Raw genomic sequence first — 15,163 nt, 5'->3', positions numbered from 1 at the left:
AAAATGTTGTCAAAAGCACAAATTACTCTAATATCATCACTTCAAAATAAAAAGTTTCGCAAACAACATGGTCTTTTTATTGTCGAAGGAATAAAATCTGTTATCGAATTTCTATCTTCCTCTTATCAAGTTGACAGCTTATTTTATACAGAAGATGTACTCGCAAAAGTGGGTAAAATATCGGGAAAAATAAAATCTTATGTGCTGACTGAAAACGAATTTCAAAAAATCAGCGGCTTAAAATCTCCGCAGGGTATACTAGCTCTAGTACATATACCGAAACAGGAGGCTTTAGCCATAAAAGATTTCAAAGGACAGCACACCTTACTATTGGATGACATCCAGGATCCTGGAAATCTCGGCACCATTATCCGCACAGCTGAATGGTTTGGTTTTCAACGGATCCTTTGTTCGATCGGTACTGTCGATGCTTATAACCCTAAAGTCGTCCAGGCTACAATGGGTTCTCTTTCACGTATCGAGATCCATTATCTCGATTTAAAGGCTTTTATTCAAGACGCTAAATTACCTGTTTTTGGTGCTTTACTCAACGGCGATAGTATTTACGAAACCGACTGGAGAGATGAAGGTCTCCTTGTTCTTGGAAATGAGGGAAATGGGATTTCGGATGAGCTCATCGAATTGGTCGACAAACCTGTCACGATTCCGAGGATCGGTGAGGCAGAATCTTTAAATGTCGCTGTAGCAACCACGATCTTTTGTTCGGAAATAGCGCGAACAAAAAAATTATAAGACATCGCCTTCTCTTCAAAAAGAAGGCGATTCATTTTTTACACAAACAAGAGTCCGTTTACCATGACTGAAAATAAATCCATTTATACATTACAATTTGCCCTTCTCTGTCTGAGTTCGTTACTTTTCTCTGCAAGTTTCAATATGATTATTCCAGAACTTCCGAACTACCTGAGTCAAATGGGAGGTGCTGAACATAAAGGTCTCATCATAGCTCTATTTACTTTAACAGCTGGTATCTCACGTCCTTTCAGTGGTAAATTGACCGATCGATGGGGACGCGTACCGGTTATGGCCATCGGATCTATTGTTTGTTTTTTATGTGGTTTTCTGTATCCGATACTCACCACAGTCTCCGGTTTTCTTCTTTTGAGATTGATTCATGGTTTTTCGACAGGTTTCAAACCTACTGCTACTTCAGCTTATGTTGCTGATATTATTCCGCGCGAACGGTGGGGTGAGGCTTTGGGGATGCATGGTCTCTGTTTTGCAATTGGTGGTGCAGTAGGTCCCGCTATCGGTAGTGCAATTTTCCAATACTTTGGTATCAATATCATGTTCTATAGCTCATCTCTTTTTGCACTTCTTTCTATTGTTATTGTCATGAATATGAAGGAAACAGTTGCAAAAAAAGAAAAGCTCAATTTATCCATGTTCAAAATCTCGCGTACCGACATCATTGATATCGGTGTATTGCCAGCGGGAATTGTAACGTTTCTATCTTACTCCGCATTCGGAGCCATATTGACATTAATCCCCGATTGGAGTGATCACCTCAACCTGAGCAACAAAGGGATATTCTTTGCTGCATATACGATTGCATCAATTTTGATCCGCTTCATATCTGGAAAAGCATCGGATAAATATGGACGTACCAAAGTAATTATGATCGGTTTACTCATTGTTGGTATTTCATTGTTCCTCATCGGACAGGGAGATTCCTTTAACAAGCTGATGTTAGGTGCAAGTATATACGGTATCGGTACAGGAATCTTATCTCCTGCGATCAATGCCTGGACTATAGACCTTGGTAAGCATAATCAACGTGGACGTGCGGTAGCGACGATGTACATATCGATGGAGGCAGGTATTGGTTTAGGTGCCTTATTTGCAGGGATGTACTATCAGGATATTATCACCCGGATACCGCAAGTGATGTATTTTAACGCTTTGTTTTTAGGTATCGCTTTACTCTATATGTTTTTTTGGCAAGGATTTAGCTATAGAAAGAAAAAAGCTTAATTGTATTCTCAATTAAGATTAACCCTTTATTTGTTAGCAGTCATATATGGAAAGTAAATCAGGAAAAAAACCGTATTCAGTTGAGCTTGCCTCAAGTTTGTTTGCCCTAGCATTAATCATCGGATTTTTATATGTTACTCAAAGTGTTATCGTACCGTTACTTTTTGCGATCATTCTTTCAATGACGCTCTACCCGATTGCATCTTTTTTTGAAAATAAATTGAGATTTGGGAAGGCGGCCGCTTCTATCATGGCTGTTATTATTGCCATCTTAATTATCAGCACTTTGATATGGTTTATTGTACATCAAAGTATTATCATTGGAAAAGATGCTGTAGCGATTCAGGAAAAAGTATTGGCTGCTGTAGAATCGATACAGAACTGGATTCAATCTCAATTCGGATTAGAGCGAAGTGAGGTGATTCAAAAGATGAAAGAGCAAGGAAATAATGCTTTAGAAAATGTGGGTGGTTATATGTCAACAGCTTTTGGTTCAATCGGAAGTACATTAGCTGGTGTTATCTTAGTTCCTATCTTTATTTTCTTTCTCCTTTACTACCGTGATTTTTTTAAAGAGTTTTTCTTTAAATCGTTCAAAAACACGGATAACAAGAAAATTCATGCTGTACTGAGCAAAATCTATGAGGTAGTACAAAGTTATTGTCTGGGGCTTGTAATGGTGATGGGAATTGTCGCTGTGCTGAATACAGTAGGTCTCATGTTGATGGGTATTCAATACGCCTGGTTTTTCGGCTCTATGGCTTCTTTGCTCATGTTATTGCCTTATATCGGTATCGCTATTGGCTCAATCTTACCGGCTTTGTTTGCGTTGGCGACAAAAGATAGCGCTTTATATGCGGTCGGTGTGATTGCCTGGTTCCAGGTGGTCCAATTTTTAGAAGGTAATATTATTACTCCTAATATCGTCGGCAGCAAAGTAAGTATCAATCCCCTGATGGCCATTATTGCTATTCTACTGGGCGGAATGATTTTTGGTTTAGCAGGATTAATTCTAGCGCTACCGATGTTCGCAACCTTAAAGGTGATTTTTGATGCGATCCCTAGCATGGAGCCTTTCGGATATTTAATCGGTGAGCCTGAAAAAGAGCATCTCAAACGAAATGCAACACAGGAACTGCTTCAAAAATGGGGAATTGTACGGAAACCTAAAAAGTTTCTTACACCAACTGTTGTGGAATCGGCTTCGCAGGATGATACAAACAGTACAGATAAAAAACTGTAAATACTCTTTTACTAAGTGATAAAACAATTCGTCCAAGGATCTGAAAGATGATTCTTGGACGAATTGTTTTATATGATCTTTTATTGCAACCGGATTTTTGATGATTGACATTGCTGAATTTAGTGTATTCCTGGTTTCAGGATTCCCGATGAGTTTGGAAGAGTCTATCCCAGATTGAGGTATAAAAACCAAAATTGACATGAATATCATGATGATGATTCATATGAAAAAGACCATTGGTGATCCATCGATTTTTAAACTCTAACAGATTAAACCCAATATGTCCTAATATTCCCCACAAGAGATTGAATCCTAGATAAAAACCAACTGTAAAAATATCGCAGGGAATTAACATAAAGGTGATGATCAGAATAGCTCCGAACATCACATTTTCTAGTGGATGCATCACAAAGAGACTCAATGCATTTGTACGTTCGAAGGTATGGTGCCTATAATGAAAATAACGATATAAAATGGATTTGTGAACAAGCCAGTGCAGTATAAACATCAAAAAATCCACAAGAAACAAAACGCCTAAAAATTTGATTGGAAATACCTTCCAATCAAGATCAACTATTTTAATCCATCCAATTCTTAACATATAAATGCCCGCAATGGCAACAACCGCATTAAGGGAGATATTTAAAATTGCATTTCCAATATCTGCTTTCAATATGGGATGACGCTCAACCAACTCCTGCTTGCTGTTATACAGATAGTGCGCCACAGCATAAAATGTAATGGATAAGAAAAATAGCAGAAAATTCCCTAGAAATGCTAGTTGTACGACTGCCGAAAAATCTGCCTGATGTAAGTAATCAACAATTTCTCTCCCCATTGTATCCATTTTCTTCACTAAGCTTTAAATAGTTGAAGATAATTAATTTCTATTAACTTTACTTTAAATAATATTTTTATGAAATACGTACCTACACTCGAAACGGAGAGACTACTTATTCGTCCGATAACTTTAGATGATGTTGAAGAATTCTATGCGATGGATTCGCAACCGGAAGTTCATCTCTATTTAAACAGATCTCCTTTAAAATCGAGTGAAGAGGCAAAAGATTATATTCTTAGTTTGCTGCAGCAATATGAAGCATATGGTACAGGACGTGTTGCTGTTATTGAAAAAGCAACAAATCAATTTATAGGCTGGACCGGATTTAAATTTATCGACGAACCGATGAATGATCGGGTCAATTTTCTAGACTTTGGCTATCGCTACCGTAAAGAGTCCTGGGGTAAAGGTTATGCCACAGAAGCGGCATTGGCCTGTATTGCCTTTTACTATGAAAACATGACGCATATACCTCTCCATGCCATTACGCACGTCGATAATCAAGGCTCGCGAAATGTATTGGAGAAGGCTGGATTTAAGATTACGGATACTTTTAAGTTTACCATCTGGGACATGGACTGTTATTGGTATGATCGGGTTGAAGATGCTAAATAAGACCTGAATGCATCTTTTCTGAATTTAGAATGCCACTTTTGAATGTTGAAATTTTCAATGTAAATCTATTTGTATATCCTTTGGATAAAACGAAATGCTTTTCGTATTTTTACGCTTGCAAAAAACGATGCTTTCTTGCAGCAAATTAGAATAAAAACACCATATTATTGATTACATGAGTGAAGAAACAAACTATCCTGCAGACGATAATCAAGAAGAATTAAATAACGAACAGACAAATAACAGTAAAACAATTCCACTTTCGGGTTTGTATGAAAACTGGTTTTTGGACTATGCATCTTATGTTATTTTAGATCGCGCTGTACCTCATATCAATGATGGTTTTAAACCTGTACAACGACGTATCCTGCATTCATTGAAAGAGATGGATGACGGAAGATATAACAAAGCCGCAAATGTGATCGGTAACACGATGAAATATCATCCTCATGGTGATGCTTCAATCGGCGATGCTATGGTTCAGATCGGTCAAAAAAACCTACTGATTGACTGTCAGGGGAACTGGGGTGATCCTATTACCGGAGATGCTTCTGCTGCTCCTCGTTATATCGAAGGACGTCTATCGAAGTTTGCTCTGGATGTTGTCTTCAATCCAGAAACAACAAACTGGCAATTGAGTTATGACGGCCGTAATAAAGAACCGGTTACGTTACCTGTCAAATTCCCGCTATTGTTGGCTCAGGGTGCCGAAGGTATTGCTGTAGGTTTGGCTACTAAAATTATGCCTCATAACTTCCTGGAGTTAATTGATGGTTCCATCCAGGTTTTGAATGGCGAAAGACCACATATCCTTCCTGATTTTCCAACGGGAGGAATGGCAGATTGCTCAGCTTACAATGAAGGCCAACGCGGTGGCAAGATCCGTGTCCGTGCAAAAATTGAGGAGCGTGATAAGAAAACATTAGCGATTACTGAAATTCCTTTTGGAACAACTACCGGTGGATTAATAGACAGCGTTGTTGCAGCGAATGATAAGGGGAAAATCAAAATCAAGAAAATCGAAGATAATACGGCAGAGTTTGTGGAGATTATAGTGCATCTAGCTCCGGGAATATCTCCTGATGTTACGATTGATGCTTTATTTGCTTTCACAGCCTGTGAGGTGTCCATTTCACCAAATACCTGTGTGATCAAAGAAGATAAACCGCACTTTTTGAGTGTTAATGATATCTTGATTGAAAACACCATCAATACAAAGAACTTATTAAAACAAGAACTTGAAATCAAATTACATGATCTCTTAGAGAAGATATTCTTTAGCAGTTTACTGAAAATCTTCATTCAAGAGGGTATGTATAAGCATCCTCAATACGAAAATGCTGGAGATTTCGATACGGTTGTTGAAGTGCTAAATGGTCTTTTCGAACCGTTTTTCTCCCAGTTCTACCGTCCTATCGTCCCTGAAGATTATAAGCGATTGATCGATAAACCGATGAGTAGCATCACGCGCTTTGATGTGAAAAAGGCTGATGATCAGATGGCTTCTCTAGAGGATGAAATCAAGAATGTTAAACGCCATCTTAAACATTTGACTGACTATGCAATTGCATGGTATGAAAGATTGCGTGATAAATATGGTAAAGGTCGTGGCCGCAAGACTGAATTAAGAGCTTTTGATCGCGTTGAAGCTACACAGGTCGCTTTGGCCAATGCAAAACTATATGTCAACCGCGAAGAGGGTTTCATCGGCTCGGGCATGAAGAAAGATGAATTTGTATGTGACTGTTCGGACATCGATGACATCATTGTTTTCCGTGCAGATGGCAAATATGTAGTCACCAAAATTCAGGACAAAGTATTTGTCGGAAAAGATATCATCCATGTCGCTGTCTTTAAAAAGGGCGATGAGCGAACAATTTACAATGCCATCTATAAAGAAGGAGACACGGGTACAAGTTTCATCAAACGTTTTGCTGTTGTCGGCGTGACGCGTGATAAAGAATATGACATCAGCAAAGGATCAAAGGGTTCTAAAGTAACTTACTTCACTGCAAATCCGAATGGAGAGGCAGAGGTAGTCAATATTCAACTGAAGCCACATACGAAATTAAGAAAGCTTAATTTCGACATGAATTTTGCTGAAATAGCCATCAAAGGCCGTGCATCTCAAGGAAATATTGTTTCGAAATATCCGGTTAAAAAGATCACGTTCAAAAGCGCTGGGGTTTCGACCTTAGCTGGCCGTAAGATCTGGTTTGATAAAATCACCAAACGTTTAAATGCTGATGAAAGAGGTCAATATTTAGGGGAGTTTGATGGTGACGACAAAATCTTGATCGTCATGTCGGACGGTACTTACGAGCTGTCTAATTTTGATCTGAGCAATTATTTCGATGATAAGATGATTCGCATCGAGAAATACTTCCCTGATCATGTTTATACTGCAATCCATCAAGATGGTAAATCGGGCACCTACTATGTGAAGCGATTTAAATTTGATGATATTCCTGTCGGTAAAAGTGTGTCATTTATTAATGACGAACCTGGATCAAAACTTATCGTGCTGACAAACAGTACAGATCCTGTGGTACACCTGGAAGTTCTGAAAGGAAAATCGCAGACAGAGGAGAGTTTAGATCAACCTTTGAATGAAATTATTGATGTCAAAGGTTTGAAAGCGCAAGGTAACCGCCTATCCTTTCATACGGTGAAGAGTGTTAAACTGACTACTGATGAAATTGATCTGGCCGTGAATGCCAAGGAAGAGGTGACAGCTCCTACTGAAACTTCTGAATCTGGTGAGGAAACGGAAAAGACAGCTGAAGCAACGAATAGCCAAAGTGATATTAAATTGGAAATAACAAATCCTGACGATATCCAAACGGATAATGGCGGACAGATTGAGTTATTTTAAAGCTTAGAAGCAAATAACTTTACAGCTATATTAGAACATAAAAAAACCGCTATTAAGCGGTTTTTTTATGTTCTAAAATCTTTTAATCTTTAAACTCTTTGATGAATTTTTGAAGTTTTGGTGCAATAACAACAGAACAGAAAGGATTTTCAGGATGCGTATTGAAATAATTGTGATGATAGTTTTCTGCTACCCAAAAAGTAACCGCTGGCTCTACAGTAGTCACAATAGGATCTTCAAAAACATCCTCACTATCTAACTCATCAATAAAATTCTTAGCGAGTATTTCCTGTTCCTCATCGTGGAAAAATACGACCGATCTATATTGCGTACCGACATCATTACCTTGACGGTTTAACGTCGTTGGGTTATGCGTTTTAAAGAAGATCTTCAATAATTCTTCGTAATTAACAAGATCTTCATCGTATTCAATCTGTACCACTTCAACATGTTCTGTGGTACCTGTACATACCTGCTCATAGGTAGGATTATCATTTAGCCCGCCCATATATCCTGGTAAAACGGATTTTACACCTTCAGTATTTTGAAAAATAACTTCCGTACACCAAAAACAGCCGCCTCCAAATGTTGCTTTCATATTTTAATATATTTTATATTCAAACTTAGATAAATTTGTTTAGTAAAATTACAAACTTTCAAATTTATCGATCTCTCCTCCACCATCAAAAAATAAATAATTGAGGAAACTTAGAAATTAAATGACAGAAAAAGCGTCATAATAGTTTACTGATTTTGAAAAATTATGATTTGTAGTAATAGGAACCTGGAATCAGCAGATCCTGCTTTTCGTTATGACATACAGCGTATGAGAATCCTTTTTGCAAAGCATAAGATCCATATTCACCTTTTTTATTCAATGCTAAAAATCCTACCTGAATATCTTTTGCAATATTAGGTTTCTTCTTAACAATACGTTTTACAGCTTCTTTGCAGGCATCTTCCGGTGAATATCCCTGACGCATCAATTCGACCACTAAAAAACTACCTACTGTACGAATGACTTCCTCTCCTACTCCTGTAGAAGTGGCCCCGCCTACTTCATTGTCTACATAAAGTCCAGCTCCGATAATCGGGCTATCTCCTACCCGGCCATGCATCTTAAAAGCCATACCGCTTGTTGTACATGCACCAGATAGATTTCCTTGAGCATCCAATGCAAGCATACCTATTGTATCATGATTATACTGATTACCTGGCAAACGCTCGACCGCGAATGACTTGTTCTCAATATTCATAACCGGTTTATATTTCTTTTCTTTTAACCATTCTTTCCATGCTTTTTCTCCTTCTGGGGTAAGCAGGTCTTCTTTTTCAAAACCATTCTCCAGCGCAAACTGCAATGCACCATCTCCTGCAAGCATCACATGTGGTGTTTTATCCATTACCAGACGAGCTACAGAAATTGGATGTGCGATATGCTCTAAGGCCGCTACGGAACCACAGTTTCCTTCTGAATCCATGATACAGGCATCTAAGGTAACGATACCATCGCGATCTGGATATCCACCTTTTCCTACTGTCATATTTTTTAAATCAGCTTCCGGTACACGCACTCCCTGCTCTACGGCATCAATTGCTTTTCCGCCTTTTTTTAGCACTTCCCATGCCGCCTGATTTGCCGCGATACCAAAGTCCCAAGTTGAAATAACGATCGGTTTCATTCCCGACCGCTTCTGCGGAATTGAAAAACTTGATAACGTCTCTACAGTACCTATAGCTGTTGCTCCAATAATACCTTGTCTAATAAATTGGCGTCTTGAACTCATATTTTAATCGATTTAGCAATACAAGTATACACAATTGCATTTTTCTTTTTAAGAATTTTTTAATTCTGCCAAGGCCCCGCATTCGTATTTATGCAAAAGAATCGATCATTAATTCACAAATCGTCAACATTTCTTGTGAAAACATACAATTTAGACTATCTTTAAAAACCAAACTAATCAGCATGACAAATAAACTAAAATATGCTATTCTTACCTGTGCAGGCTTTTTTACGATTAACCATGCCTTTTCACAAGCACTAGATTCCACTGTTTATCTTCAGGTTAAAGAACTGCAAGAAACCGTAAGAAAAGCATATGCTCCTGATAAGCGTACAAAGCTATTTGCCTTCTCAAAAACAGATGTTGTCAAAAATGACTATCTGATAGAAACGACAGAACCAGCCGCCAAAACAGCTTTCGAACAACAATTTAAAAATATTCCGGCAACGGTAGCCATTAACTTATTGCCCGAACAAAACTTAGGCAATAAACTGATCGGTATCGTACATTTATCTGTCGGAAATATGAGAACTAAGCCTGATAATGCGGCTGAAATGGCGAGTCAGGTATTAATGGGAACACAAGTTGATCTCTTACAAAAGGATCATGGTGAATACCGCATCCGTACTCCGGAAGGCTACATTGCCTGGTTACCGACTTCTTCGGTTACAGCGATGACAAAGGAAGAGGCGGCACAATGGAACAGTCAACCTAAAATAATCTATACCGCTGAATTTGGAAAATCATTTTCCGAACCGCATGCGCAAAGCCAACGTGTATCGGATCTTGTATATGGCGATATTCTGGTGCTGACGGGTGAGAAAAATAACTATTTTGAAGTTTCCTATCCTGATAAAAGGAAAGCATACATCAAAAAAGAAGAAGCTTTATCGCTAAAAAAATGGGTTGAATCACGCAATCCTACAGCTGACAACTTGATCTCGAGTGCCAAATCTATGCTCGGACTTCCTTACCTTTGGGGAGGTACTTCTGTAAAGGGAGTCGATTGCAGCGGCTTTACAAAGACAGCTTACTTCATGAACGGTTATGTTATTCCGCGTGATGCTTCTCAACAGGTATTAGCAGGTGAATCTGTGGATATCCTGGATGCTGAAGGTCACTTTGATCCAGAAAAAGCGCTTAAAAATTTAAAACCTGCTGATCTTTTGTTTTTTGCTGCTGGTAAAAACACGAATCCCAATGCCCGTGTTACGCATGTAGCACTTTACATCGGTAACGGAACGTTTATTCATGCAGCGGGATCTGTACGAATCAATAGTATGTTGAAAGATGCTGAAAATTACGATGATTTTCAGACACGCACTGTTGTTGCTGCAAAAAGATATTTGGGATCAAACGATCCACAAATACAGAAAGTACAAAATAACCCTTATTATAGCATCAAATAAAAGATAACAACGATCATGAGTATACATTCAGACTGGATTACTAAAGATTTTGGGGCTTTCAAACTGAGATATAAGCCTTACACTTTAGAAATGCGTTATGTCTTTACTGTTGCATCTTTCAGCAGAACGACAACTCCGGTTGTATTGACACAATTGGAATATGACGGCATTATTGGTTACGGAGAGGCAAGTATGCCTCCATATCTAGGAGAATCGCAGGAAAGCGTTATCAATTTTCTAAACAAAATCGACCTATCCGGATTCAACTCTCCTTTTCAAACGGAGGAGTTATTGGCTTATGTGGATCAAATAAGCGCTAAAAATACGGCTGCAAAAGCTTCAGTTGATATTGCACTTCATGATTTAATAGGAAAAATACTGGGACAGCCATTTTATAAAATTTGGGGATTAAATCCAGCACTAATACCTGCTACTTCTTATACCATCGGTATCGATACAGAAGAGGTGATTCGTAAAAAGGTCATGGAGGCAGATCAGTTTAAAATTCTCAAAGTAAAGTTGGGCCTTGAAACGGATAAAATGATTATCGATACCATTCGCCAATGCACAGATCGTCCATTGTGTGCTGATGTCAACCAAGGATGGAAAACAAAGGAACAGGCACTTGAAATGTCACATTGGCTCGCTGAAAGGGGCGTAGTTTTTTTGGAACAGCCGATGCCAAAAGAACAGATCGATGATAATGCCTGGTTAACAGCACATAGCCCCATACCGACTATTGCCGATGAAGCATGCCAGAGATTGATTGATGTTCCTGCATTGCAGGGGGTTTATTCGGGCATTAATATCAAACTGATGAAATGCACTGGAATGCGTGAAGCAAAACGAATGGCAGAATTAGCGCAGTCATTAAAAATGAAAGTAATGATCGGATGTATGACCGAAACTTCTTGTGCCATATCTGCCGCGGCTCAGTTGGCTCCTTTGGTAGATTGGGCAGACCTGGATGGTGCACTTCTTATCGGAAATGATATTTACGATGGCATGAAAGTCATTGACGGACAATGTATCTTACCAGATCGTCCAGGGATAGGTATCCTAGCAGAATAAAACACATTAAATTTTCATAAGATCATGAATTTTCAGAAAAAATATCATGATCTTATTCTTATCTTGTACCTTACGGGTATAAATAGATCATCTATTAAAAGCAACAACTAACCAATACTCTTATGAATAAAATTTTACTTACCTCGTTATGTACGATGGCTTGCGGGACTCTGCAGGTCGTACATGCGCAACAAATCCAGGTTGCGGGGAAAGTTTCAGATGGAAATGGCGCTGCCATTCCAGATGTGACGATCTCGGTCAAAGGAACAAATACCGCAACATCCACAAATTCCAGTGGATTGTTTACGATAAATGCGAATCAGGATGCAACAGTCATCATCAGTGCTGTCGGTTATCAGAAACAAGAAATCAAACTAAATGGCCGAAAAACATTAACAATAACCTTACAAAAAGAAGAGAATGCACTGGATGAGGTTATGGTAGTCGCTTATGGTACGGCTAAAAAGAGCACCTACACGGGTTCTGCTGCGGTGGTAAAAGAAAGTGATATTAAAGATGTCCCTACGACGTCGTTTGAAAATGCATTGAACGGACGTGTAGCTGGTGTTCAGATCAGTTCCAGCTCCGGCCAGGCGGGCGCAACATCTAGCATCAGGATACGTGGTATCGGTTCTATGAACGCTTCTAATGATCCTTTATATGTGATCGATGGTGTTCCTGTTGTTTCGGGCAATGTGGGACAAATGAGTGGCCAGATCAATTCTTCTTCCAATGTCATGAGTACGCTTAATCCATCGGATATAGAATCGATCACCATATTAAAAGATGCTGCCGCATCTTCATTATATGGATCTAGAGCTGCCAATGGCGTTATCGTAATTACAACAAAACGTGGTAAAGAAGGAAAGGCACGCATAAACTTTCGGTCTTCTCTTGGTTTTACCCCATCGTGGGCGACAGATAATTATGAAGTAGCGGATCCGCAGGCACAGATCAATATGGAATATCAGATTTTCCATGACTATAGAACGTCAAATAAAAACAGTGCTACTGGAGTCAATTACACCGATCAGGAGGCAAGTACTTATGCTCTGGGACAAATCAACAACCGATTTAATAAACATGGATATCGCTTTGAAGTAGATGGTCCTGCCCGTATGAATAATGTTAAAATTCTTGGAATAACTGACGGTGTCGAAAACCGGGAAGGTAAATTCTTTGATTGGGAGGATTACTTATTTAGAACCGGTGTTTTTAATACGAACGACATCTCTTTGAGCGGAGGTTCTGAAACAACAAAGTACTTCTCTTCTCTAAACTATACAAAAGATAAAGGACGCGCCACGATCAATGAATATGAAAGAATCTCAGGAAGAATCAACCTGAATCAAAAAGTAAGAAGCAATATTGAATATAATGTAAATTTAAATGTTGCTAATACGGATAAAACTGGGTTCAATGATACCCGAAGTACCGGATCTAATCCTTTCTTTCAATCTAGAAATCTATTGTTTCCTTTCTACTGGCCTACTGACTACAAAACCGGCAATCCATGGACAGCACAATATGGTAGCTTAGCCTATAATTCTGACTATTATAATAAACAATGGGGTAACAGTACAAAAACTCTCAAATTGGGTGCTGTACAATCTCTATCGTGGGAAATTGTTCCTAATCTAACGGCAAAAACAATTTTCTCATTTGATAACACAGAAGTAAAAGATGCCTTGAATTTTTCAGCCTTGCACTTCATTGGTTTGACTGATAAGGGTTCATCGAGCAAATGGAATACAAATATGCGGAAATATGTTTCGTCCAATACATTAACGTATGCCAAAAGTATTGAGCAGCATAACTTCAATATTTTAGCGGGTTATGAAGTTGAAAAGAATGTCACTGATTTTCAGTACAGCAATTCGATTAATCTCGGATCAAGTTCTTTAACATCTATCGGTACGGGAGCAAATTATAAAGCGGACAGCTATCAGTTCGGTAATAATCTGATGTCTTATCTTTCACGTGTCGATTACAACTATAATGAGAAATACTTTTTAGGAGCTTCTATCCGCCGGGACGGTTCGTCACGTTTCAGTGAAGATAATCGTTGGGGTACCTTCTGGTCTGTATCTGGCGCATGGAGTATCCATAAAGAAGAGTTCTTTAAAAATGATATCGTCAATACCTTAAGATTAAGAGCTTCGTATGGTGTTAATGGTACGCTACCGACAGATAATTATGCTTGGAGAACTTTAATGTATTATAAATACAATTACAAAGGTAACCCTGGGGGTGTCGTTGGCGATGGTTCATTAGGGGCTATAGATAGAGGATTAGGAAATACAAAACTAACCTGGGAAAAAAGTAATACCTACGATCTAGCTTTGGAATATGGTTTATTTAACAATAGACTAACGGGTTCCATCGAATACTTTAATAGAGATTCGAAAGACTTGCTTCAAGATGTGCCTACTTCTGGTACGACTGGTTTTACCAAGGTGCTCCAAAACGTGGGTGTCATAAATAATAGTGGAGTCGAAATTGATTTAGGCGGCGATATCATCAGTAAAGAAAACTTCAGATGGTCGGCTCGGGTCAATGGTTCATTTTTAACTTCCAAAGTCAAAACTTTAGATGCTGGTAAAGATATTATCTGGACTGATCCAACAGGTGGTGATGCCCGTGCACAGTTTATCTACCGTGAAAATGAATCGGTATTATCTTTCTATGGTTATGAGTGGGGCGGTGTAGATAAAACCAATGGTAAAAACGTTTGGTATACAAACAATAATCAATCGGATTTCGAATACAATGGCCGAAATGCTTCTTATAGCTATACGAAAGCAGATCAGATCATCTTGGGTTCGGCTACGCCTAAAATTTTCGGAGGAATCAATACAGATGTGGAATATAAAGGTATCTCACTTGGTCTAAACTTTAGTTACAAGATCGGTGGAAAGCTGTATGATGGTGCGGAAAAGGATGTCATGGATGATGGCTACTATTGGGAAAGAATACGTTCACAGTATTACTATGATAATATGTGGTCACCTAGCAATGTAAATGGTACACAACCAAAAATCGATGGTAACGATTTAACTGATGCTATCCAGTTCAGTAGCCGTCATTTATATAATGCTTCGTTTATCCGTCTAAAAAACATCAATGTCGCTTATAAATTGCCTTCACAATGGTTGGAAAAAGTTAAAATCAGTAATGCGCGTTTATTTTTCAATGGTACAAACCTATTCACGGCATCTAAATTTAAACTAGCGGATCCTGAGGTTAACCAATATGGAACGCGTGGATGGGAAACACCATATGGCAAAACATACACATTTGGTATTGAAATCGGCTTCTAGTTTTTCT

At 38.6% G+C, this 15,163-nt stretch carries 11 protein-coding genes; 8 read left to right on the top strand and 3 right to left on the bottom strand.

Going from position 1 to position 15,163, the window contains the following annotated elements; genetic code table 11:
- The first annotated feature begins 3 nt into the window (after positions 1 to 3).
- The 3 genes from HCX49_RS24765 (at position 4) to HCX49_RS24755 (ending at position 3,238) form a co-directional block, all read left to right on the top strand.
- Positions 4 to 753 (top strand): TrmH family RNA methyltransferase, encoded by a 750-nt coding sequence (locus tag HCX49_RS24765; protein WP_168128439.1) that lies wholly within the window; start codon positions 4 to 6, stop codon positions 751 to 753.
- A gap of 63 nt (positions 754 to 816) precedes the next feature.
- Complete coding sequence (locus HCX49_RS24760) at positions 817 to 1,995, top strand: MFS transporter (protein ID WP_168128438.1); 1,179 nt, start codon at positions 817 to 819, stop codon at positions 1,993 to 1,995.
- A 46-nt stretch (positions 1,996 to 2,041) separates the two neighbouring features.
- Positions 2,042 to 3,238: an AI-2E family transporter gene (locus HCX49_RS24755; protein WP_168128437.1), complete on the top strand. Its 1,197-nt coding sequence runs from the start codon at positions 2,042 to 2,044 to the stop codon at positions 3,236 to 3,238.
- Between the two features lie 136 nt (positions 3,239 to 3,374).
- On the opposite strand, the gene HCX49_RS24750 is transcribed toward HCX49_RS24755, so the two are convergent.
- Positions 3,375 to 4,076 (bottom strand): sterol desaturase family protein, encoded by a 702-nt coding sequence (locus tag HCX49_RS24750; protein WP_168128436.1) that lies wholly within the window; start codon positions 4,074 to 4,076, stop codon positions 3,375 to 3,377.
- Between the two features lie 78 nt (positions 4,077 to 4,154).
- Between HCX49_RS24750 and HCX49_RS24745 the strand changes: the two genes are divergently transcribed.
- The gene (locus tag HCX49_RS24745) at positions 4,155 to 4,694 is read left to right on the top strand and encodes a GNAT family N-acetyltransferase (protein ID WP_168128435.1); all 540 of its coding nucleotides are present in this window, start codon (positions 4,155 to 4,157) and stop codon (positions 4,692 to 4,694) included.
- A 175-nt stretch (positions 4,695 to 4,869) separates the two neighbouring features.
- The gene (locus tag HCX49_RS24740; RefSeq protein WP_168128434.1) at positions 4,870 to 7,569 is read left to right on the top strand and encodes a DNA gyrase/topoisomerase IV subunit A; all 2,700 of its coding nucleotides are present in this window, start codon (positions 4,870 to 4,872) and stop codon (positions 7,567 to 7,569) included.
- An 82-nt stretch (positions 7,570 to 7,651) separates the two neighbouring features.
- Here the strand turns inward: HCX49_RS24740 and msrA are convergent, their stop codons facing one another.
- Together msrA and HCX49_RS24730 are read right to left on the bottom strand one after the other, a co-directional pair.
- Positions 7,652 to 8,167, bottom strand: a complete 516-nt coding sequence (msrA, locus tag HCX49_RS24735; RefSeq protein WP_132772269.1) for a peptide-methionine (S)-S-oxide reductase MsrA — start codon at positions 8,165 to 8,167, stop codon at positions 7,652 to 7,654.
- A 163-nt stretch (positions 8,168 to 8,330) separates the two neighbouring features.
- On the bottom strand, positions 8,331 to 9,356 hold the full coding sequence (locus HCX49_RS24730; protein WP_168128433.1) for an isoaspartyl peptidase/L-asparaginase family protein: 1,026 nt from the start codon (positions 9,354 to 9,356) through the stop codon (positions 8,331 to 8,333).
- Between the two features lie 182 nt (positions 9,357 to 9,538).
- On the opposite strand from HCX49_RS24730, the gene HCX49_RS24725 reads away from it, so the two are divergent.
- The 3 genes from HCX49_RS24725 (at position 9,539) to HCX49_RS24715 (ending at position 15,156) form a co-directional block, all read left to right on the top strand.
- Complete coding sequence (locus HCX49_RS24725; protein ID WP_168128432.1) at positions 9,539 to 10,765, top strand: C40 family peptidase; 1,227 nt, start codon at positions 9,539 to 9,541, stop codon at positions 10,763 to 10,765.
- A gap of 15 nt (positions 10,766 to 10,780) precedes the next feature.
- Positions 10,781 to 11,836, top strand: coding sequence for a dipeptide epimerase (locus HCX49_RS24720; RefSeq protein WP_168128431.1), 1,056 nt, complete (start codon positions 10,781 to 10,783; stop codon positions 11,834 to 11,836).
- Between the two features lie 122 nt (positions 11,837 to 11,958).
- Positions 11,959 to 15,156 carry a SusC/RagA family TonB-linked outer membrane protein gene (locus HCX49_RS24715; protein WP_168128430.1) on the top strand — a complete coding sequence of 1,066 codons (3,198 nt, stop codon included), beginning with the start codon at positions 11,959 to 11,961 and terminating at the stop codon, positions 15,154 to 15,156.
- The last annotated feature ends 7 nt before the right edge of the window (positions 15,157 to 15,163 follow it).

Source organism: Sphingobacterium sp. B16(2022) (assembly GCF_012030425.1).
Classification (GTDB): Bacteria; Bacteroidota; Bacteroidia; order Sphingobacteriales; family Sphingobacteriaceae; genus Sphingobacterium; species Sphingobacterium anhuiense.
The sequence above is the reverse complement of the archived record's forward strand: the minus strand, read 5'-3'. Positions and strand labels throughout refer to the sequence as shown.

What these genes read in the sequence shown, in the direction of transcription:
- HCX49_RS24765 (WP_168128439.1), top strand. Translation starts at nt 4, where the DNA reads ATGTTGTCAAAAGCACAAATTACTCTAATATCATCACTTCAAAATAAA.
- HCX49_RS24760 (WP_168128438.1), top strand. Translation starts at nt 817, where the DNA reads ATGACTGAAAATAAATCCATTTATACATTACAATTTGCCCTTCTCTGT.
- HCX49_RS24755 (WP_168128437.1), top strand. Translation starts at nt 2,042, where the DNA reads ATGGAAAGTAAATCAGGAAAAAAACCGTATTCAGTTGAGCTTGCCTCA.
- HCX49_RS24750 (WP_168128436.1), bottom strand. Translation starts at nt 4,076, where the DNA reads ATGGGGAGAGAAATTGTTGATTACTTACATCAGGCAGATTTTTCGGCA.
- HCX49_RS24745 (WP_168128435.1), top strand. Translation starts at nt 4,155, where the DNA reads ATGAAATACGTACCTACACTCGAAACGGAGAGACTACTTATTCGTCCG.
- HCX49_RS24740 (WP_168128434.1), top strand. Translation starts at nt 4,870, where the DNA reads ATGAGTGAAGAAACAAACTATCCTGCAGACGATAATCAAGAAGAATTA.
- msrA (WP_132772269.1), bottom strand. Translation starts at nt 8,167, where the DNA reads ATGAAAGCAACATTTGGAGGCGGCTGTTTTTGGTGTACGGAAGTTATT.
- HCX49_RS24730 (WP_168128433.1), bottom strand. Translation starts at nt 9,356, where the DNA reads ATGAGTTCAAGACGCCAATTTATTAGACAAGGTATTATTGGAGCAACA.
- HCX49_RS24725 (WP_168128432.1), top strand. Translation starts at nt 9,539, where the DNA reads ATGACAAATAAACTAAAATATGCTATTCTTACCTGTGCAGGCTTTTTT.
- HCX49_RS24720 (WP_168128431.1), top strand. Translation starts at nt 10,781, where the DNA reads ATGAGTATACATTCAGACTGGATTACTAAAGATTTTGGGGCTTTCAAA.
- HCX49_RS24715 (WP_168128430.1), top strand. Translation starts at nt 11,959, where the DNA reads ATGAATAAAATTTTACTTACCTCGTTATGTACGATGGCTTGCGGGACT.